22 protein-coding genes are annotated in these 20,915 nt (G+C 31.0%); all 22 read right to left on the reverse strand.

What is annotated here, in order from left to right; genetic code table 11:
• Positions 1-25: 25 nt before the first annotated feature.
• On the reverse strand, positions 26-1,420 hold the full coding sequence (locus AC1EJ0_RS05300; protein WP_480023983.1) for an ATP-binding cassette domain-containing protein: 1,395 nt from the start codon (positions 1,418-1,420) through the stop codon (positions 26-28).
• Positions 1,413-2,114, reverse strand: coding sequence for an energy-coupling factor transporter transmembrane component T (locus AC1EJ0_RS05305; RefSeq protein ID WP_009529547.1), 702 nt, complete (start codon positions 2,112-2,114; stop codon positions 1,413-1,415). Before AC1EJ0_RS05305 ends, AC1EJ0_RS05300 begins: the two co-directional genes overlap by 8 nt.
• A gap of 19 nt (positions 2,115-2,133) precedes the next feature.
• Positions 2,134-2,721, reverse strand: coding sequence for an MptD family putative ECF transporter S component (locus AC1EJ0_RS05310; RefSeq protein WP_215492056.1), 588 nt, complete (start codon positions 2,719-2,721; stop codon positions 2,134-2,136).
• Positions 2,722-2,740: 19 nt separating this feature from the next.
• Positions 2,741-3,334, reverse strand: a complete 594-nt coding sequence (locus tag AC1EJ0_RS05315; protein WP_480023552.1) for a TetR/AcrR family transcriptional regulator — start codon at positions 3,332-3,334, stop codon at positions 2,741-2,743.
• Between the two features lie 98 nt (positions 3,335-3,432).
• Entirely contained in the window at positions 3,433-3,837 is a 405-nt protein-coding gene (locus AC1EJ0_RS05320) for a DUF4368 domain-containing protein (protein ID WP_480023551.1), read from the reverse strand.
• 71 nt (positions 3,838-3,908) lie between these two features.
• Positions 3,909-4,400 carry an NUDIX hydrolase gene (locus tag AC1EJ0_RS05325; protein WP_215492050.1) on the reverse strand — a complete coding sequence of 164 codons (492 nt, stop codon included), beginning with the start codon at positions 4,398-4,400 and terminating at the stop codon, positions 3,909-3,911.
• A 63-nt stretch (positions 4,401-4,463) separates the two neighbouring features.
• Positions 4,464-6,017, reverse strand: coding sequence for a DUF4368 domain-containing protein (locus AC1EJ0_RS05330; RefSeq protein ID WP_480023577.1), 1,554 nt, complete (start codon positions 6,015-6,017; stop codon positions 4,464-4,466).
• Positions 5,974-6,132 carry a hypothetical protein gene (locus AC1EJ0_RS05335; RefSeq protein WP_480021903.1) on the reverse strand — a complete coding sequence of 53 codons (159 nt, stop codon included), beginning with the start codon at positions 6,130-6,132 and terminating at the stop codon, positions 5,974-5,976. Before AC1EJ0_RS05335 ends, AC1EJ0_RS05330 begins: the two co-directional genes overlap by 44 nt.
• A 72-nt stretch (positions 6,133-6,204) precedes the next feature.
• Positions 6,205-7,029, reverse strand: coding sequence for an N-acetylmuramoyl-L-alanine amidase (locus AC1EJ0_RS05340; protein WP_480021904.1), 825 nt, complete (start codon positions 7,027-7,029; stop codon positions 6,205-6,207).
• The gene (locus AC1EJ0_RS05345; RefSeq protein WP_480021905.1) at positions 7,030-7,431 is read right to left on the reverse strand and encodes a phage holin family protein; all 402 of its coding nucleotides are present in this window, start codon (positions 7,429-7,431) and stop codon (positions 7,030-7,032) included.
• A 157-nt stretch (positions 7,432-7,588) separates the two neighbouring features.
• On the reverse strand, positions 7,589-7,984 hold the full coding sequence (locus AC1EJ0_RS05350) for a hypothetical protein (protein WP_480023550.1): 396 nt from the start codon (positions 7,982-7,984) through the stop codon (positions 7,589-7,591).
• A 180-nt stretch (positions 7,985-8,164) separates the two neighbouring features.
• Positions 8,165-8,470, reverse strand: coding sequence for a hypothetical protein (locus AC1EJ0_RS05355; RefSeq protein WP_480023549.1), 306 nt, complete (start codon positions 8,468-8,470; stop codon positions 8,165-8,167).
• Positions 8,457-9,818, reverse strand: coding sequence for an MATE family efflux transporter (locus AC1EJ0_RS05360; protein WP_480023548.1), 1,362 nt, complete (start codon positions 9,816-9,818; stop codon positions 8,457-8,459). Before AC1EJ0_RS05360 ends, AC1EJ0_RS05355 begins: the two co-directional genes overlap by 14 nt.
• Positions 9,819-9,839: 21 nt before the next feature.
• On the reverse strand, positions 9,840-11,585 hold the full coding sequence (locus AC1EJ0_RS05365) for an ABC transporter ATP-binding protein (protein ID WP_006701969.1): 1,746 nt from the start codon (positions 11,583-11,585) through the stop codon (positions 9,840-9,842).
• On the reverse strand, positions 11,586-13,298 hold the full coding sequence (locus tag AC1EJ0_RS05370; protein WP_480023547.1) for an ABC transporter ATP-binding protein: 1,713 nt from the start codon (positions 13,296-13,298) through the stop codon (positions 11,586-11,588).
• Between the two features lie 16 nt (positions 13,299-13,314).
• The gene (locus AC1EJ0_RS05375) at positions 13,315-14,799 is read right to left on the reverse strand and encodes an ABC transporter ATP-binding protein (protein WP_480023546.1); all 1,485 of its coding nucleotides are present in this window, start codon (positions 14,797-14,799) and stop codon (positions 13,315-13,317) included.
• Between the two features lie 11 nt (positions 14,800-14,810).
• Complete coding sequence (locus AC1EJ0_RS05380) at positions 14,811-15,485, reverse strand: energy-coupling factor transporter transmembrane component T family protein (RefSeq protein WP_070737632.1); 675 nt, start codon at positions 15,483-15,485, stop codon at positions 14,811-14,813.
• A 17-nt stretch (positions 15,486-15,502) separates the two neighbouring features.
• Entirely contained in the window at positions 15,503-16,105 is a 603-nt protein-coding gene (locus AC1EJ0_RS05385; RefSeq protein WP_001060382.1) for an MptD family putative ECF transporter S component, read from the reverse strand.
• Positions 16,106-16,246: 141 nt separating this feature from the next.
• A complete protein-coding gene (locus tag AC1EJ0_RS05390) occupies positions 16,247-17,218 on the reverse strand; it encodes a helix-turn-helix domain-containing protein (RefSeq protein WP_480023545.1) in 972 nt (323 codons plus the stop codon).
• Positions 17,219-17,460: 242 nt separating this feature from the next.
• A complete protein-coding gene (locus tag AC1EJ0_RS05395; RefSeq protein ID WP_480023544.1) occupies positions 17,461-17,697 on the reverse strand; it encodes a hypothetical protein in 237 nt (78 codons plus the stop codon).
• Between the two features lie 43 nt (positions 17,698-17,740).
• Complete coding sequence (locus AC1EJ0_RS05400) at positions 17,741-19,237, reverse strand: hypothetical protein (protein ID WP_480023543.1); 1,497 nt, start codon at positions 19,235-19,237, stop codon at positions 17,741-17,743.
• Positions 19,234-20,853 carry a recombinase family protein gene (locus AC1EJ0_RS05405; protein ID WP_480023542.1) on the reverse strand — a complete coding sequence of 540 codons (1,620 nt, stop codon included), beginning with the start codon at positions 20,851-20,853 and terminating at the stop codon, positions 19,234-19,236. The genes AC1EJ0_RS05400 and AC1EJ0_RS05405 overlap by 4 nt, the downstream gene beginning before the upstream one ends.
• Between the last annotated feature and the right edge of the window lie 62 nt (positions 20,854-20,915).

Here is a 20,915-nt window from a genome sequence, read left to right on the forward strand (position 1 = left end):
CTCCATAGTTCTATCTATTTACATTTCATTTCAAAAATTCATATATTGCACCATCGCATTGTTTTATAAATTCAAAATCATGCGTGATTATAATAATAGTTTTCCCTTGTGCTACCATTTGATTCAAAAATTCAATCAAAATATCCATTTGCATTTTGCAAAGTCCACTCGTTGGTTCATCAAATACTATGATTGGTTTTTGGCTTACCATAGACATAGCAAGCAACAATCTCTGTTTTTCTCCACCTGATAACGAACTTGGGTGCATTTCTTTTTTATTAAATAAATGTACCTTTCTTAAGGCTTCATTTTTCAAATCATCCTGTTTCGTAACTGTTCCAAGTTCTTGCCATACAGATTCTGTGAAAAGTTGATAATTAACATCTTGCATGACTGCAAAAATATTTTCATATCGTTTTTTTAGTTTTTCCCCCTTATAAAACACCTCTCCTGTTCCTCTTGTCAGCCCCATCAGCAAATTGATAAAAGTGCTTTTCCCAACACCATTTTGACCAATGATGAAATTGATACCGGATTCAAAGGCAATACTGAAGTCAAAGATTTCCTTTCTTTCATATTTTTTTTTGAAATTCAAACAAGACAATGCTTTACAATCAAAATCTGAAGAATTTTTCTTTAACACTTCTACTTGCTTATATTTCCTGCTTAAAAAATTGTTTTTAGAAATCGCATTAAAACTCCTTAGATTGTGTATTTCAGAAACCCGTTCAAAGAAATCATCACAAAACTGCTCTTTTGTGTATTCTTTATAAGTTCCATTTTCTATCACACACAATTTATCAAGCATATCTTTCAGATAAAACAATCTATGCTCCACAATGATGATAATTTTCTTTCTTTTTTTCAGTTCCATAATGGCATTCTGTAAATGCTCTATTGCAACCTGATCTAAGGAAGATGAGGGTTCATCCAACAAGATAATTTCATTTTCAGAAATCCCACAAGCTGTTACTGCAATCAACTGCTTTTCGCCTCCAGATAGTTCAAAGATATTCCTATCTAATAATTCCTTTGTACCTAAAACCGCTGAATAATACTGAATTTTATCTAAAATCAAATCTTTGTCTATGTTTCTATTTTCCAACTGAAAAGCCAGTTCATCGGTTGAATTGATACAATAAAATTGTGTTTTAGGATTTTGAAACACTGTAGATATAAATTTAGATCGTTCCAATATTGTCAAGCCAAACAATGATTTTCCGTTAAATACAATATCTCCTTCTAATTCTGCATTATTGTATTCCGGAATGATTCCATTGATAACTTTTAGCAAGCTACTTTTTCCTGTTCCTGAATGTCCTGTAATGACGGTTACTTCACCGGGTTTGAAAATCATATTTATATTTTTCAATATGCTTTCACCGTCAAAACCTACTGTTAAATTTTGTAATTCAAGCATACTTTCCCCTTATATATAGATAGATTATCCATGCCATTATTAAGAAAAACATAAAGTCAACAAGTCCCATATATGTTTCACTAATACTTGTTCTCTTTTGATTTACAGCCAACCCTTTCGTCATAGCTGATACCGTCAAATCATCTGCTGCCTTTGATAAGCACATCAATAATGGCACTAATCTATATTCAAATAATAAAATTGGACTCTTTATTAACCTTTTAAGCGTCAATCCTCTCAAACGCATAGCTTTTTTTATATTACTATAATCAATCCTTGCAGCATAAAAGAAACGTACCATTACCGTCAAGGGAATGGCTATTTCATCTGGGCATTTCATTTTTTTTAATGAGTAAATGCTTTCTCCAACATTTGATGTAAGTATGGTATATCTCCCCATCAAAAAAGCGGGGAGAATTTTTTTAATAACCATCACTATTATCAATAAAATTGCAACCACAGGATTGTAATTAAGCCCTATCAGAAATTTATCAGCAGCATAAACAAACAAAAGAGTAGCCACTCCAATAATAGCTACTCTTATATATTTTGCGTTAATTAAAAGTATTATCGGAATTGTGGATATTAAAATGGCTTGCACGAAATACTTTGTTTGAATATTGCCTAATACCATCACATATGAAAGAACTATCGTCATAAAAAGTTTTGTACGAAAATCAAGTTTGATTATCATCCTAACTCTCCATGAAATCTTATTTTTCCATACCGGCTTTTTTGAAGTGTTTTTTTAGAAATGCCATTCCAATGCTGCAACCTATATATGCACCGATAATTCCTACTATTGCCATTACAACAATAATCCAATTCGGCATAACACTAAGCATCTTATCAATGAACTCTTGATTGTATCCTTGCTCTAACATCTGCTGAATATATTCATTTCTTGAAATAAAAATTGGTAACCAATTTCCCAATGTGCAAAGTGGAGCAATAGAAAATGCTAATCTCGCTTTATTTACATTCGTATATTCTCCTGATTTCAAAATTATTTCAGCAATAATCCCCGCAATAACAGCAGTCAATAATGCCCAAGGTCCATGTCCCATAGCAACATATATCAATGCAATCAATAATGATTGAATAAAAATCATTCCTCTTTTTTTAATCTTGGTAGAATATAGCATATTTACAGGTCCTACCAAAACTCCCTGTGCAAATGGGACAACCGGCATTAAAACCGGAACCATTGCTAAAAATGATCCAATCATCATAAATATGAATCCTAATACGGAAAATAATCCTATATTGATTAAATCCTTTACCTCTAATCGTTTGCTCATTTGAAACCTCCTAATTGTTTTAATTTTTCTTTTCTACATCAACAATATAATTTATCATTGTTTCTTTTATATATCGTTTATGCTCGCTATAAGACTTTCTCGCACCTAAAATTTCTGAACTTAATATCAATCCATTGATATAATTCACTAAAAAACCATCACCAAATATATCTGCTTTAATTCCAAGCTGCTTGGCGATTAAACTTAGCTCATTAGTCGTATTAAGTTTCAATTCTTGATACAACTTTTCAAAATCCTCATTATATTTTTTTGCCTGTAAAAGGAGCGTATATAATCTCATCAAATCTGTATCAGCCAGTGACTTATCAACCAAAATATCACCCATTTGCTGATATTTATCTTTGCCTCGATTATTTTCCAAATACTCATTTATCAAGCTGTTTCTGTAATCATTACCATCAAGCATTAAGTCTTTAAGCATTTCATTTGTACTTGCATAATGATGATAAACACCCCCTCTACTCATACCTATCTCTGTAATAACATCTTCCATCGTTGTGCTTTGAAAGCCTTTTGTAAAAAAACATTTTTTTGCAGCTTCTCTAATTTTCTTTTTTTTGATTTGTCCTACTTTTTGTTTTTCTTCTTTCAAGCTAAAGACCTCTTTTCTACTCAACAAATAAAAACCGACAGTGTCGTCTGTTTTTATTATATACTATATGATAGTTAATGTCAACTAAATATTGTATATCATTTTTGTTTTTTAAATATTTTTCTATACTCACTTACTGGTATCCCTGTTCTTTTCAAACTCTTTAGCTTTTCCTGTTTTTTCTCCTCTCGCCTTGCCTTATATCTCTCCTCATATTCTTTTTGCTTGCCGTTTACTTTACGCTTGAGGTAGTTTTGATGAAGCCTGTCTTTTCTTACTCGTTCTTTTTCTTCCTCCTCCCTTAATTTCTGCATTTCTTCTTCGGACAATTCTTCTTTTGGCGGTTCATAGTTCCCGATAAAGTTGAAGTAGATTTCGACTTTCTGATTGGCGATTTGACTGCCTTTTCGATCTCGTTCGTGGACTAAGATTTTTTCTTCTATGTTTTTTATTTTCTGTGTTCCTCTCTTTCTATTTTTGAGCAAAGAAAAACAGTAAATCAATTTGATTTACTGTTTTGTAAGTTGCTATATTATTGTTTTTATTTAATTATTTTACTTCGACAAACGGAGATTTATAGGTTTAAAAATTTTTTCAAAGCATTTACATGCATAAAGAATACTTGTTCTATTTTTTCTTTTAACAATTCTTCCACATACGAAATCTTTTCCCATCTAATATTTTGGGTTTCATTTGTGTAATTTAACAAATTCCCCTCTGCCTCGCATAAAAATGTAATAAGAATAATAGAATACGCACCAGATAAATTTTGTGTAACACAATATGGTTCAAACGAAATAGTGGTAACATCTCCAACCCTATTTGATACTGCACTATTTTTCCCATAAATCTTTGTTATTTTCAATCCTGTTTCTTCCAAAACTTCTCTACACAGTGCAGAAAAAATATTTTCATATTCTCTAACCTTACCAGCGGGTATTTCTATCATTCCATTAGTTTCATTTCCATCATCTTTTTGTCTTGTTTGAATAAGAATATATTTTTCATTATTTTCCGTTTTGGTAATAATTGCTCCAACACATGGCTTAGCTAAAATTTCACTCATAAAAACACCTGTCCTATAACTTCTAATTTTTCTATCTCAATAATTAGTAATATTATACCATTTTTAAGGCATTTTTTCTATATCAGCTTTCTGTGTTACTTGACAGTTGCCTATAAAGTTAAAGTAAACATCAACTTGTTGTTTTCTATCTTTCCCTTTTCTTCCTCCTGTTGCTTCATGGACTACTACTTTTTCTATATACTCATTTATCATTGGGACTGTGAGTTCTTCAATATCGGTATATTTTTCTATCATCTTTAGGAATTTATCGGTGTCAACTTTTCTCTGATGATAGCTTTCTATTTCATTTTCAAAATACTGTATTTGCTTTTCTAATTCTTGTTGCTCTGTATCATAGGTGTTAAATAATCTATCAAAGTGTTTTACAGGAATTTTCCCAAGTGCATGGTCTTCATATAGCTTTGTAATAAGGGTTGTTAGTTCTTCATTTCTTGAAGATAATTTTTCTAATTTCGTTTTATCATCTTGATACTTTTCTTCCCTTTTTTCATCGGATAATTTGTTCATCACTTTTAGAAATTCTTGCTTTTCTTCTTTGGCAAAGTCTGTGATTTCTTTGATTGATTTTAATAGAATTTCATTTACTGTTTTTACTTTGATGTAGTGCATACTCCAAGTGCCTTTTCTGTGTCGGTAATGTTGACATACAAAAGAGTAATCACTATCATATTTCTTTTCTTTATGTTCTGCCGGCTCTCTGTAACTTAATTTTCCTCCACAATCTGCACAGATTAAAAGTCCTGTAAACGGGTGTGAGGTTGCACCATACTTTGGACTTCTTCTCACTGTTTTTCTTAATCGTTGAGCATTGTTCCATGTTTCTTCGTCAATGATGGCTTCATGAGTGTTCTTGAAGATAATGAGTTCATCTTCTTTTGCCTTTCTTCGCTTTTTGGTTTTATAATCAAGGCATATTGTTTTCCCAAGTACGGTGTGTCCCATATATTCTCTTTTTTCTAAGATATAGCTTACTGTGGTTGGTGTCCAAAAATACGGGTCTTCTATTCCTCTTTTCTTGGAACTGTGGTTGTTTTCAGGATAGTGTATTTCTGCATAGGCTGATGGAATAAGGACTTTATCTTTGGTTAGTATATCTGCTATCTGTGTTACTCCATATCCCTCTATAACAAGATGGTAAATGCGTTTTACGACCTTTGCACTCTCTTTATCGACAAGTAACTGCTGTTTGTTCTTAGGGTTTCTATAATAGCCGTATGGAACGCTTGGAGATACTCTTTTGCCCTCTTCCATTCTTGCTCTGAAGATAGACTGTATTTTTCTTGAGGTATCTCTTGCATACCATTCATTCATAATGTTTAGAAATGGGGTAAAGTCGCTTTCTGATTGTTTTTCGCTGTCTATTCCGTTATTGATGGCGATAAATCTTACTCCATTTTCTTTGAAAAGTATTTCGGTGTGAAAGCCTACTTTGAGGTAATCTCTGCCAAACCTGCTCATATCTTTTACTATCACAGTAGATACTTTGTTTTCTTCTACTGCTTTTATCATCTTTTGAAATCCCTCTCTATCAAAGTTCGTTCCGCTTACTCCATCAACGGTATAGTGATAGATATTTACAAAACCATTTTTTCGCATAGCTTTCAAGCAGCTGTTTTTGATTGGTGATGGAATTGCTTTCTCCTTGCATTTCATCATCACGACTTAAACGCTCATAAAGTGCCGTTTGTCCTGTTCTTTTCATATTTGACATGAGAATTACCTCCTTTCCAAGTTTTTATTATTTTCTCTGTCCCTAAGAGGTTAATCCTTTTGGCTCGTTTGCTCAGTATTTAATTATTTCATTTACTTTTTTCTGTATCTCGTAATAATCATATCCTGCTTCTAGCAAGCGTCTTTTTCTATTATCTCCAGTACCCCAAAGTCCTCGTATGACTTCTCTAGCAATTTTATCTGTTTTACTATCATCTTTTATCTCATAAACAATAGCACCCTTATCATCAAAAACTTTATACTGTGGATTTTTATTAACGCATCTTTTAGCAAGTTCTAAATACTTAAATGCTCCTATCTGGCTTTTTGCATCTTTCCATGATTTTCTTACTCGGTACATTGTTGATGTTTCGGTAGACATATTATTGTCTGCTCTTAGTTTTTTATTGACTTCGTCAGCTATAAATGCAAGCTTGCTTGAAAGGTATGGACCAGGGCAGCTTGTTTTTGCATACCATTTATGCATTTGTAAAACGCCATCTTTTCCTCCAGTATATGTGCATGGATAAATGTCATTTCTTCTACAAATGTCTGTAACCAAATCAATAAGTCTTTTTAATACATAATTAGATACAAACCACTGTGGTGCACATGTAGAATTTCCTACTTCAATTGTTACTGCCCTGTTATCGCACCAAGATGAAGATGTAGTCCAGGCTCTATTTTGCTCATCAACTCCAAGAACTATAACTCCATCTGATCCTAAGCAGTAATTTGCTGAGGCTTTTCTTGTTTTTGATACAAAGAGAGATGCTAAATTTCTTCCATTAATAACTACCGCAGCATGATGTATTGCAATCTTGCATATTTTTTCAGTTCTCTTTCCACTATGATTTGGAGATAGTATCTTATCTTGGATTAGTGAGCTGTTTGACATTTACTTGTCCTCCTTTAGCTGCTCAAGCATTTCTCTAAGTTTTTCTGGAACAGGTAGACCTATTGCCATTGTGTTTTCTAATATAGATAAACCTTCGTTAGCTATATAAAAAAAGATGATGGCTGTTCTTATCATAGTACCATCACCTTTAATTAAATTTACATCGCATAAGTTTGCTATACCAACAACAATAAATATAACAATCTTCTTTGCTATTCCTTTAAATCCTACGCTTGATGAGAGCTTTCGTTCTACTCCTGCTCTTAAAACACCTGTTATATAATCTGCTATTATAAATGCAAGTAAGGTGTAAATAAAAGCGTCAATGCTTCCTAAATAAAAGCCTACATAGCCACCTATGACTATAAAGACGTATTTGAGACTTTCTAAAATTTTATTCATTTCCTTCCTCCTCTGTTAATGTATAAGTAATTTTCATAGTTTTATCTGCAGTTTTTAATATTAGACTTGATAAGTTATTAATTGTTCCAAGGTATTAAGTCATTATACAACCTATATACATATAAAAAAATAAAGGCAGTCCGAAGACTGCCGATATTTATCTCTCTGTGCCTTTGCTATGGTCTTTCTTATTTGACTTAGTTTTATCGTCTGTCTTAAAGCTTTTTATTTGCCCTAATATGGACTTCTTATCCTTGTCTTGACTCTTTACTTGTTCTTTTGCTTTTAAAAGCTTAGAAGACAAAATACGAACATTTTTATGTTCCTTTCCGTTGTTATCAATACTTGTTTTTACTTGTCCAAATATTTTAACAAAATCTCCTTGCTTTAAGTTCTCTAAATCTTTTGTCTTATCTCCATAGGCTGAACAATTGGTATAAACTTTATTCCCATCTTCATCTTTTGAAACAAGAGAAAAGTTACTTACTTTAAATTTTTCTCCATTTGCATTTTCTCTTTCAAGATTTTCTACTTTTCCAGCTATATTTCCCAATTTCCTCCTTGTACCAAATAAGGAGAGCCTTTCGCCCTCCTCTACCTCTCTTGTCCTTTTCGTTTTTTTCTTGATTTTTTAGTTACCTTAGTCTTTCTTCTGTATCGTCAATTTTATCTAATATCTTTGTATTCCATAGTTTCCTCCTTGTACTAAATAAGGAGAGCCTTTCGCCCTCCTTTATCGTTCTTGTCCTTTTTCGTTTTTTTCTTGATTTTTATCTTTTTCTTCTTCTGATTTAAATTTTGATATTTGTCCCAATATTGATGGTTTCTCTTCCCTTGCCTGAAGATTATCCTCTACATCATAGGTTGATTCACAGTAATCACTATCTTTAAAATCATTGTCATACCTATCTGGTATTCCGTCATTATCAAGATCTTTTGCAAGTGAATCATAGAAGTTTCCGTCATCATCTATTTCTAAGCCTAGTGCTTTCTTTAGGTCTTCTCTATCAACAGATACAAGGTCATCAAAACTTGACATTTTTATAACTAATTTTATCCATCCTATTTAATTCCCCAAACATCATTACTACACCAGCTATTATCATAATTAAATCTACAAGGGGTTCTGCAAACCATACTGCTTTAACTCCAAATATCATTGGTAAAATAATCATGGCAGGTACGAATAAAAATAACTGTCTTAGCATTACTATTATGCCGGCTTTTTTAGCGTTTCCTATTGATTGGAAGAATGTTATAGTCATTACCATTACTCCATATAGGATAAAGATAGAATAAAATAGTCTAAAGTTCCCTATTCCCTGAGTTATAATACTTTCTTCTACTCCAAATAAAGAAAGTATATTCTTTGAAAATGCTAATGCTGGTATCCAAAATATTGATGCAAGAACTAATCCTCCGATAGAAAATACTTTCATAGCTTCTTTTACTCTGTCGTATTTTTTCGCTCCAAAATTTGTACCAACTACAGGTTGTAAACCTTGACTCATTCCCCAAAGTGGAATGAATGAAAAGGCATATATTCTAAGTGTTGCTGCCATCAAGATAGCATTTGTATCTCCACCATATTTAAATGACATTTTATATAGCATTGTTTGTTGAATCATAAATAAAATTTGCATCATCATAGCAGATGACCCTACGCCAAACATTTCTTTTTTTATTTCCTGAGCAGGTTTGATTTTATTTATTTTTACTGCTTTACTTTTATATTTGAAGTAATGGAGTGTTATTATCGCTTGAACAAATTGTGCTGTAATAGTTGCAAGTGCAGCCCCTTCTATTGCGTATTTTCCCATTAATTTCATTAGAATTGGATCAAGAATTATGTTTAAAAAAGCCCCTAGCCCCATAATGAGCATTGCTTTTTTCATTAATCCTTCTCCACGCATAACCATGTTTGCTGATTGAGTAAAGTTTACAAATAAAGAGCCAATGAAAATTACTCGTAAATATCTGATACCATATTCTTTAATTTCTCCACTTGCTCCAACCATATCTAAAAAATGTGGTGCAAGTAAAATTCCGCCTATTGTAATAATTGATGAGAATAGAATAACCCAAAAGATTAAATTCCCCATAATTTTATCAACTGTTTTTTTGTCGCCCTTTCCTATAGCTCTTGATAAAACCGATGCTGAACCTACACCTATGAGTGTAGATACACCACTATTGAAAAATGTAAGTGGCATAGCTACACCACAAGCTGTCATTGCCGTTTGTCCTATAATATTTCCTGCAAAAATTCCATCCATTAGTGGATAAAGACCTATTACTATCATTCCTATTACAGCAGGGATAGATAATTGAAAAAGTAAATCTATAGGTCTTTTTGTTAATAATTGTTCTTTCATATCTTGTTTCATAAAATCATCCTCTATTAAATTTTATTCAATTTTCCAACCAGTAGCTTTTTCTCTTTTCTCAATAAAGCTCTTGTATATGTGTGATTTTTCCATAAGCTCTTTATGTTTACCAATACTTTCAATATTTCCTTTATCCATAACAACAATTTGATCAGCATTTTTAATAGTTTCAAGTTTATGTGCAATCACAATTACAGTTTTATCTTTTAACAAATTGTTTAAAGCAGTTATAAGTTGTTGTTCATTTTCTGGATCTACACTTGAAGTAGCTTCGTCAAGAATAACAATTCTGCTTGGTTTTAGCATAGCTCTTGCTATAGATATTCTCTGACGCTCTCCTCCAGATAAATTTGAACCACCCTCTTGTAAAACTGTGTCATAACCATCTGACAACTTCATAATAAATTCATGACACTGTGCTTGCTTAGCAACATTAATAACTTCCTCATCACTAGCTTCTGGATTTCCAAACTTAATGTTATTTTTTATAGTGTCATCAAATAAATAGACGTCTTGAAAAACAAAAGTGAAATTAGATAACAAATTGTCATACCTAAAATCTTTTATGTTATTATCATCAATCAATATTTCTCCAGAATCTACATCCCAAAATCTAGCTATCAAATTACAAAGTGTTGTTTTTCCACTTCCAGAACCACCTACAATTGCTGTAGTCTTACCTTTTGGAATATCTAAATTTAAACGGTTAAATAAGTTCTGTTCGTCATATGAGAAGTCAACGTCCTTTAGATTTATATCTCCTTTTTCAAAGCTTGTTCTTGTGCCTTCTGAAATTGTTGGTAAATTCCTAAGTTTAGCAATTGAATCCAAGTTTTGTATAGCTATTCCTCTAACGTTTTGCATACTTCCAGCCATTTCAAAACCAGAAAAAACAATAAAACTAGACACTACAAGCATTACAGCTTTATAGTGATCAATTTCTCCTATACAAAATCTATAAATAGCTGAAAATATAATAAGACAAATCCCTAATTTAAATATAATTAGAAATATCAAAGCAGCAGGTGCTACAGTTTTTTCAACATTTATAAAGCCTCTTCTATTTTTATAAATCTCTCTGTCCAATTCTTTAGTCATTTCACCACTTTTTCCAAACGATTTAATGACGCTAATACCTTTAACATACTCTAAAGTAGATGCGTTTAGATTTATTTTCAACGCTTGTAATTTTTTAGTCAACTCATCTGATTTCTTTTGAAAGATAACATTGCATAACATTCCTAAGAATAAAGTTCCTAAAATTATAGAACCTGTAACTATATCAAACGGAATCATAAATATCGCCATTATTATAGTTTGAATTACTCCCACAAATAAAGTTTCTATTATATTAACTCCTACGGTTTCAAGTTCACCTATAACTGTGGTTAATCCGCCTGAAATGTTTCCAAGGCGATTACTGCTAAAATATCCCATATTCACTTTTTTTAGCTGATCACCTATATATAGCCTATTTTCTGCTCCCATATTGTAAGTTGCGATGTATTTATTTCTATCAGCCATATAACTAGATAATATTTTCCCTACTACACTTAGTAGAGCTATTGCAAATACGACATAGATGTCTTCTTGTGTAATATTTCTTCCTTCAAATATATTTTGAAATATTTTAAGTAAAAGCAACATTGTAGCTCCAAGGGATATTCCTTCAAATATACTTTTTAATACTTCAAAGAAAAACATCTTGCTAATTTTGGAAGATTCTTTTCCAGCGACCCAATATAACTTGTGAATTAATTCTTTCATTTACTCACCCCTATCGTTTGATAAACTTATGTGTGATTTCCACATTTTTGCATATGTTTCACTTTTTCCAAGAAGTTCTTTATGAGTTCCTTCTGCTTCAATTTCCCCATTGTTTAATACTATGATCTTATCGGCTCCTATTATTGTAGAAAGCCTATGAGCAATCATAATAACCGTTTTATTTTCAACTAATGCATCTATAGATTTTTGAATTTCAGCTTCATTATCTGGATCAGAATATGCTGTAGCTTCGTCTAATAAAACTATTGGGCTATCTTTAAGCAAAGCTCTTGCTATTGTAAGTCTTTGTCTCTCTCCTCCAGACAAGTTGCTCCCAGATTCTCCAATTATGGTTTCATATCCATTAGGAAGACTCATAATAAAGTCATGACAAGAAGCTTTTTTACAAGCGTCTTTTATCTCTTCAATACTAGCATTTTGATTTGCCATTCTCATATTATCTATAATACTTTTTCTAAATAGATAATTTTCTTGTGATACATAGGTTACAAGTTCCATGTTCTTTTCAAGAGAAACATCTTTAAGATTTACATTTCCTACGGATATTTTTCCTTTATTAATATTCCAATATCCCGCAATTAGCTTAGCAATAGTGGATTTTCCACCGCCAGAATAACCAACAATAGCTGTAAGTTTATTTTCTTTTGCACTAAAGGATAAGTTATCAAAAACTTTTTTCTTATCATTATAGGCAAAACATACATTTTCAAAATTAATATCGTATGATCTTATTTTTTCCTCTCCATTACCTCGTTCTAACTCTGGTAACTCCATAACATTTTTTATTTCATCTATTACAACTCTTACATTCGCCATAGTATCCATATGACTCATAGCTTTAATCAAAGGTTTGTAGCAGGCATAAGATAATAAAACACACATTATTAGATTGCCTACTTCAATACTTCCATTCATATACAAGTATAAAGAAGTTGGTAAAACAAATAATAAAGTTGATGGTAAAACTTCCATTGCTGCTGTCATATAGAAACAAACACTTAAATACCAATTTAGCATACTGTCTCTATTACTATTTACAGCATCTACAAATTTTCCATATGATGATGCAGATTTATTGAATGCCTTTATAACTTGAATACCTCTAATATATTCAACAGCTGTTGTATTCATGTTTTTTGCAGCTTCTTGATAATTTCGTGATTTTTCTTCATATCCACCCATCATTAGAATTGAAAATAACACCCCTAGAGGTAAGGTTATAAGATTTGCAATTCCAATTCTCCAATCTATAATAAAAATAATAACTACTAAAGCGATTGGAATTATAAGATTAGCTATTACTTCAGGAATAACATGAGCTATCGGTTGCTCAATTTTATTCAAAGTTTCTACCATAAACTGAGTCCATTCTCCACTAGATCGTTTTTCAATTTCTCCCATTGATAATCTATTAATTTTTCTTACAAGTTTCTTTCTTTCATCCTCTATTATGCGAAATGCTAAGTTGTGAGAAATTAAAGTTGAAATCTCATGAAAAATAACACTTCCTATTAACCCAACTAAAATAAGCAAAATTGGTCTTATATAGAATTCTAATTCTGTATTATTAATTGCTATATTTTGAGTAATCTTAGCTAAAGCAAAATATGGTACAACACTACAAAAAACACCAATTACTGCTATAATAACTGATGATAATATTTGTCCTATATGCTTTTTTAAAACTTCCATTACAGCACCTCCTAAATTATTTAGCCTCCATAGCTCTTAACAGCTGTCCTATATTATCAATATAAAAATCTTCTGTTATTATCCCATTCTCTAGTTTTACAAGTCTATCACACGTCTTTGCTATAAATTCAATATCATGAGAAATTATCAAAAATTTTGTTCCTTTTTTTTGTTCCTCTTTGATTAATCTACCCACCTTATCCATACTCCTGAAATCAAGCCCTGATGTCGGCTCATCCAATATAATAAAAGGTGTTTCTCTCAACATAGCTACGCATAGAACCAATCTTTGTTTTTGACCACCTGATAAAGTTGCTGGATGCTTATCTCTTATATCAAATAATCCAACTTTTTTTAAAAGTTCCTCTGCTTTCGTGATATAATCTTCTCTATTTTTTAATCCAGTTAATAATTCATCCATCAAATCTTCCCCAAATAATTGAGAGTCTAAATCTTGAGGAATATACCACACTTTGCTTAACCTCATCTTTTTATTAGCTTTGAGTCCATTTATCTTTATTTCTCCATCAGTCTGATTTTGAATCCCAGAATAAATTTTACCGAGTGTACTTTTACCTGTTCCATTTATTCCTACTAAAGCAATAGTCTCATTGCTATCAAATTTAAGTGACACATCTTTTAGTACGAAATTATTTTTATATTTTTTACTAATATTTTTCACCTCAAAATCAAAAGAATTGTCACTACTAATTTCTTTTTCTTTAACTTTGTGGTCATCTACAACAATATCATTAAGATTTATTGAGCGTAAGCCCAATGCATTTAAGTCTTTTGAACTGATTTTTTCAAATTCTTCTGCTTTATAACTATTTATTAAAGATCCATTTTGTATCAATAAATACCTATCAGCTATTCCTTTTAAATAAAATAACCTATGCTCAACAATTACTATAGTTTTTCCTTCTTTTTTTAAGTCCATTACAAGTTTTGAAAATTTATATATTGATTGTAAATCAAGATTTGCAGATGGTTCATCAAATACATAAATAGATGGTTCAATGGCTCTTGCTGAACAAATTGCTACTTTTTGCCTAATTCCATAGGATAAATTGTATATCCTATTATTTAGCAATTTATCAATATTCATTTTCTCAGTTGATTCATTTACTCTTCTTATTATTTTATCACGCTTATATCCCAAATTTTCCGGTCCAAATGCAATTTCTCCATTAACTTCATTGGCAAAAAATTGGCTTCTAGGATCTTGAAATACATTACCGACTAACTTTGCTATTTCCCAGGATTTTAAATTTCTGATAGATTTGCCATCAATAAATACTTCTCCATCTAAATTTCCTTCGTAAAAATTTGGAATTAATCCATTTATAGCCCTTGTCAAAGTAGACTTGCCACATCCCGACTCCCCTATAATTACACAACATTCACCATCTTTAATGTCTAAATTTATATCTTTCAACTGTTCATCTTTATTGCTATTATATGAAAAAGATAATTTCCTAATTTCCAGTTTATTATTCAATGATGCACCTCTCATATAAGACATAATATAAATAAAACAAAGCTTGTAGTTATTATAATTATGTCTAATTTACACAACTTGTTACTATAATATGAATCCCTTTTTATTGGGTTTTCAATTCCTCTAACAATCGCTGCTGCTGATAATTCATCTCCTACTTTTATAGAACGAAAAATTAAAGGAACTATAGCATATTCAAGAGTCCTCAAAGGATTTGATAAAATATGAAAAAAGTTACCTGTAAATCCCCTTACTTTCATAGCTTCTTTTATTGTTCTAAATTCCCCAGCAATTGTTGGTACAAATCGAATAATTACCGTTAATATAAGTACAAAATTTCGTGGCAACATTAATTTGTGAAATATTGAAATTAATTTTCCTGATGGTATCTTAAAAGTTAAAAATCCTGCCATGATTGGAACTATGAATTTATACAACATTCCCAAAAGCATTGGTGAAATTATAACTACACCACTAGGTATCATTTTTAATAACCAAAATGTAGTAAAACTATATATCATAAAATAAATAATGCTCTGCTTGATAAAACCAAAATATGCTAAAAGCATACAAAGCCATCCTACAAACAGAGCATGCATATAGTAACTTTTTGTAAATATTGACACCATACAGGAAATTATAGTTAAAAAAAGACAAGTTATTCCACTTATTTTTTCTATTTTCATTTCCCATATATCTCCATTTACTCTAAAATACCCGCCTTTTTAAAGTGCTTTTTAAGAATTTTTTGTGCAAACAAAACACCTAAAGCAGATAATATAACGGTTATTGTTACACCTAATAATAGTAGTTTTGGTGAAGATACCAAATTATATTGCAATGTTAATGTCTTATCTGCAAACCCACTCTCTAAAGCTTGCTTTTGATAAGATTCCCAAGCTATCCAACATGGAACTCCTATTCCCATGAACATACCAGCACCATAAACACTCCAGCCAATCATATTTCTTATTGGATTTATATAAGTGTCTTTGCCTATCATTACTATTTCACACAAAATAGCAAGTCCAATAAAATATGGAAGCATAAACACATAACCCATAGCTGCTGTAATAAGACCATAAATTAATATCCATATAAATAATAGCCCATGTTTATTAAGTCTATTAGCTGCTACTAAGTAGAAAATAGCTCCTATAAACATTTCAATTCCAGCAGTACCATAAATATATACAACCGGAACAGCAACCATACTCATTCCAATAACAATAGATATTGCATAAAATAAAGCAATCATAATCGCTACTGTTACTACATCTTTTGTAGTCATTTTTTTATTGTTCATAAAACACCTCCGTTAATTAATAAAATGTACATAGAATGTGTATAGAGAATATTTGTAAGAAAATATCCATCTCAACTTTATTATAAAGTAAGATGGATATTTTCTTTATAACCTGACAGCTCTTTATTTGCTCTAAAAAGGTCAGATGGATTTTTTTCTATATTCTTGAGGAGTTTGCCCAAAATGTTTTTTGAATGACTCAGAAAATTTACTAGGATTCAAATATCCTGACAAATCAGAAATCTCTCCTATTGACATTAAGGGTTTATGAATTAATAATTTAGCAGCGGCTTCTAAACAATTTTCCCTAATAAAATTACCTATTGAGCTTCCAGTTATGTATATAAAACATCTCTTCAAACTGGATTCTGAAATAGCATGTTTTTTTGATAAATCAGAAATAGAATATCTTTCAAAAGGATTATTTAAAATCGTCTTATATGATTCTACAGTTGCTTTATATACTGGTTCTGAAAAAGACGTTAACTTAAATGTATCTGAACTTTCAACTAAATTTAAAAATAATAACAACTCTATTGTCTTTATAATTGAATAAGAAAGTCTTATTCTAGAATCTACTCTATAAAGTTCACTAATAACATGGTCTATCTCATGACGTGAATGAATAATTAAAGCTGCACCATTTTTACATAAACGATCTTTTATTTCTAACAAATCAATTTTTGCATACGGAAAGTATTTATCAATAGATTTTTGTGCCTTTTCAATATCAATAAATATTGAAAGTCCCACATATTTTTTTGTTGGTATGCATGAATCTTCAAAAGCAACTTTACCTATTTCGATTACACTTAGATCACCTTTACCTATCAGAGCGCGTTCATTATTTTCAAGTTTAAACTCATAACATCCCTCTAAGCAATGATCTATTTCTAAAACCCCGCTTTTAGGATTTATTTTTTGATATGCCGTCTCCATATTAAGGTTATTATAAGATAACTGAACGCCTTCAAATAAATTGTAGCAACGCATTTCGCCACAGCCAGTAGAATTTTCAATTGTATAAATTTTACATTCATCAGTAACCTTTTTTTCAGAAAAAATATATCCTTCAAGGACATCTTCTATAATATCTTCATGATTTAATTCCAAAACTCTACCTCCTAATACATCATAATAATCAATTAAATTATACCCAAAAATTAATTTTTATACTAAAAATACACTATAGCATATTAATCGTACATCTATATTTTAAGCTTTTCTATTAGATACAAACATTTCAATTTTATGGTATAATGGTAGTAATTAAATAACAAGCATAACGCTTATAACTTTAATAACAAGCACAGTAAGTGAGTACCCACTTACGAAAAATTGATGAAGCAGAACCTTTATGGACTGCTTCTTTTTTTATCAATTTTTCCTTGTTCTTTCATATCATCAATCATATAGTCAAAGTCATCACTTAGTAGACCTGTTGTGTCATTGTTCATATATAAAACATAAACTTCTTCAAGTGCCTTTTCATCAATAACGCCTTTTTCTATGCTCACAAGTGCTTTTATAAAGTCCTTGTAGTTATCATTCATCATTTCCTCTAAATTTTCTCTAATATCTTTGTATTCCATATTTTCCTCCTTGTACTAAATAAGGAGAGCCTTTCGCTCTCCTCTACCTTTCTTGTCCTTTTTCACTTTTTTCTTGATTTTTATCTTTTTCTTCTTCCGCTTTGAATTTTGATATTTGTCCCAATATTGATGGTTTCTCTTCCCTTGCGCGAAGATTATCCTCTACATCATAAGTTGATTCAAAATAATCACTATCTTTAAAATCATTGTCATACCTATCTGGTATTCCATCATTATCTAAGTCTTTAGCTAACGGATCATAAAAGTTTCCATCATCATCTATTTCTAAGCCTAGTGTTTTCTTTAGGTCTTCTCTATCAACAGATACAAAATCGTCAAAGTTAGACATTTTAACGACTTCTATCATATTATTAATAGCTTCTTGTTCAGATACACCATCTTCTAAGAATGATTCTGTTCTTATAGGCATATCATCTACATATTGTGTCCACGACTTATTTTCAGCATTTATTTCATACTGAATAGTGTGTTTGTCATCAGGTGTATGAGTAAATGCTAAACTTATATGCTCTAAGTCAGGATACAATTTATCAAAAGCTTCGTAAGGATTGTCTTCTGAAAATTCATAATTAGCATAATCTATTATAGTTCTTTTAAAATCTTCAAGCAGTGGCGAATTATTTTCAATCTCATCGACATCTCCAAGGTCAAGTAGCTTATTTATTTCAGCTAACCTTAGAGTTTTGTTCTTAAGCTCATCAGCCTTTTCAAATGGCTTTGTTAACTCCTCTTTTGCATTTTTAATTGAAGCCTCATAGCTCTCAAGTTTTTGTTCTAGCTTTTCAAGTCTTTCGCCCATTTTATTAATAACATTATCAAGTCTTGTAATATTACCATCTGCAAAGCTAGAAAATTCGCCATAATAATTTGCCTTGCCCTTAAGTTCAAATGAATATAGATTAAGCAAGTTATTATATGATGCTTGTAGGTCAAAATTTCTATATTTACCGATGATTTTTTTCTCATGGATATTTACTTTTCTAATCTCCTCTAATAGCTTTTCGCCAGCTTCTTTCTTGTCTGTTATCTTATTATTATTAAGAGTTATGGAAGTGAATTTATTTTCGCCAACTCCTTGCTTTTCAACGTTTGACATATCTTCTTTTACTGCTTCTATTTCAAGTTTAGCTTTTAATATGCCTTGAGGATATTCAATGTTAACTTTGTCTTGCAACTTGTATTTATTAGAATTATAGTTAGCTTCTAACATTTTAAGTTTAGAAACTTCATTATCTAAGTCCATTTTTTCCTTAATAAGTGGATTACCAGTAGCAAGTGCTTTAATTTCAGAATAAGACAAGCTAGCTTCATCGACATCTTCAGCAACTCTTGCAGGAGTTTTTGAGGTCATTATTTGAGATATAAATTTTTGCTTATTTTCTATAGTCTGCCATAAGTATGCATCAAAAGTATTTTCTGTTACATATCTAAAGATATTTACTTCTTTATTCTCGTTACCTTGACGGACTATTCTTCCAGCTCTTTGCTCAAGGTCTGGTGAGTAGTCCGAAGTGGTCAATTTAATTTACCTATAAACTTGTAGTGAATTTCAACCTTTTGGCTAATTTGACCGTCTATTTCTTCCTTGTCATAGACATATATTTTATCTATAACTTGATTTAAAATATATCTGTTTAGCGATTTTATCTTAGCGTACTTGCTAATATTATTCATGAATTTCTTGTAGTTATCTTCAGTTTCAAAAGATACTTCTATATCGCCCTCTAAGACCTTGATTTCCTCGATTAACTTGTCTTGTTTTTTAGATATACTCACATTCATTAGATTGAAGTTTCTTTCGGTTATATTTCCTTCTAACCTATCTTCATATAACTGTTCATAGCTTCTGTCTAATTCTGCTAATTGGTTCTTTTTAAGCTCCAGCTTATTAGATAGTTCTTTTCCCTCGTCAATTTTTTCTACTTCAATCTTTTCTATTATCTTTTCGACAAAGTCCTCTTTAGCAGATAGTGCCATACTTCCATGATATTGTATATCTTCAAGAACAATATTATATAGATCCCTAGCTTCAATTCTGTGTGATGAACAAGCATTTACTCCATATTTTTTATATGTGGAGCAAGAAAAGTGAACAAAGTCTATGAGTTCTTTCTTTTTAAGCCTATAATCAGTTTTTGGTGTCAATGCATAACCACATTTAGGACATCTTACAAGTCCTTGAAAAATGTTGTCATAATAGAGTCCCTTTTTATTGTTACACTTCCTCTTATCAATCATTGTTTGAACTTGTTCCCATATTTCCTCACTAACTATTCCCTCGTGGGTATCTTTAGCATAAATATAGTCACTTTTAGGAATATACATTCTTTTTGAGTTCTTAAATGATAAGGTAGGTCTTTTATTTCTTGCCATATTTCCACAATAAACTGGATCTCGTAAAACATTTAACACCATTCTATGTGACCATTGATATTTATTTTCTTCTGTTAGTCCATAAAGCTTTTCAGCATTTTCAACAAAAGCACTTGGTCTTGGAATTTTTCTCTTCATCAACTCCTGGCTAATAAGTTGAGTTCCCTTACCCTCTAAACACAATTTATAAATGAGTTCTATAATAGGTTTAGTTTTCTCATCAATGATTAATCTGCGTTTATTATTAGGGTCTTTTAGATAACCAAATGGAGCTTTAGAGCCTATATATGTTCCCTCTCTCATTCTGCTTTGAATTGCACTTTTAACTTTTTTGGAAGTATCCTTTGCGTACATTTCATTGAGAATGTTTTTAAATGGCATAATATCATTTTGATTGCTATTTAATGTGTCTATACCATCAGTTATTGCAATATATCTTATATTCTTTTGTGGAAAGTACATTTCGATATATGCTCCACTTTGAAGATAGTTTCTTCCTAACCTTGATAAGTCTTTTGTTATAACACAATTTATTTTTCCGTTTTCAATATCAGTAATCATCTTCTTAAATGATGGTCTTTCAAAGTTTGTTCCCGAATAACCATCATCTACATAATAATCATAAATAGCGATACTGTTACTTTCTGCAAATTGTTTTAACATTACTTTTTGTGACCATATACTCATACTCTCAACTGAGTTTCCATCGTCTTTTGATAGTCTACAATAAAGTCCTGCTACATATTTTTTAGTCCTGCCCAATTTCAATCTCCTTTCCCTAAACAGGACTATCTCAATAATTAAATTATACTAAAATACTCCCG

Source organism: Fenollaria sp. C0166D3 (assembly GCF_056590255.1).

Excerpts from the sequence above, each read along its gene's own strand:
- AC1EJ0_RS05385 (WP_001060382.1), bottom strand. The coding sequence starts at position 16,105 with ATGAACAATAAAAAAATGACTACAAAAGATGTAGTAACAGTAGCGATT.
- AC1EJ0_RS05380 (WP_070737632.1), bottom strand. The coding sequence starts at position 15,485 with ATGAAAATAGAAAAAATAAGTGGAATAACTTGTCTTTTTTTAACTATA.
- AC1EJ0_RS05355 (WP_480023549.1), bottom strand. The coding sequence starts at position 8,470 with ATGTCAAGTTTTGATGACCTTGTATCTGTTGATAGAGAAGACCTAAAG.
- AC1EJ0_RS05395 (WP_480023544.1), bottom strand. The coding sequence starts at position 17,697 with ATGGAATACAAAGATATTAGAGAAAATTTAGAGGAAATGATGAATGAT.
- AC1EJ0_RS05325 (WP_215492050.1), bottom strand. The coding sequence starts at position 4,400 with ATGAGTGAAATTTTAGCTAAGCCATGTGTTGGAGCAATTATTACCAAA.
- AC1EJ0_RS05360 (WP_480023548.1), bottom strand. The coding sequence starts at position 9,818 with ATGAAACAAGATATGAAAGAACAATTATTAACAAAAAGACCTATAGAT.
- AC1EJ0_RS05335 (WP_480021903.1), bottom strand. The coding sequence starts at position 6,132 with ATGTCAAATATGAAAAGAACAGGACAAACGGCACTTTATGAGCGTTTA.
- AC1EJ0_RS05365 (WP_006701969.1), bottom strand. The coding sequence starts at position 11,585 with ATGAAAGAATTAATTCACAAGTTATATTGGGTCGCTGGAAAAGAATCT.
- AC1EJ0_RS05370 (WP_480023547.1), bottom strand. The coding sequence starts at position 13,298 with ATGGAAGTTTTAAAAAAGCATATAGGACAAATATTATCATCAGTTATT.
- AC1EJ0_RS05305 (WP_009529547.1), bottom strand. The coding sequence starts at position 2,114 with ATGATAATCAAACTTGATTTTCGTACAAAACTTTTTATGACGATAGTT.
- AC1EJ0_RS05345 (WP_480021905.1), bottom strand. The coding sequence starts at position 7,431 with ATGAATAAAATTTTAGAAAGTCTCAAATACGTCTTTATAGTCATAGGT.
- AC1EJ0_RS05310 (WP_215492056.1), bottom strand. The coding sequence starts at position 2,721 with ATGAGCAAACGATTAGAGGTAAAGGATTTAATCAATATAGGATTATTT.
- AC1EJ0_RS05330 (WP_480023577.1), bottom strand. The coding sequence starts at position 6,017 with ATGCGAAAAAATGGTTTTGTAAATATCTATCACTATACCGTTGATGGA.
- AC1EJ0_RS05340 (WP_480021904.1), bottom strand. The coding sequence starts at position 7,029 with ATGTCAAACAGCTCACTAATCCAAGATAAGATACTATCTCCAAATCAT.
- AC1EJ0_RS05300 (WP_480023983.1), bottom strand. The coding sequence starts at position 1,420 with ATGCTTGAATTACAAAATTTAACAGTAGGTTTTGACGGTGAAAGCATA.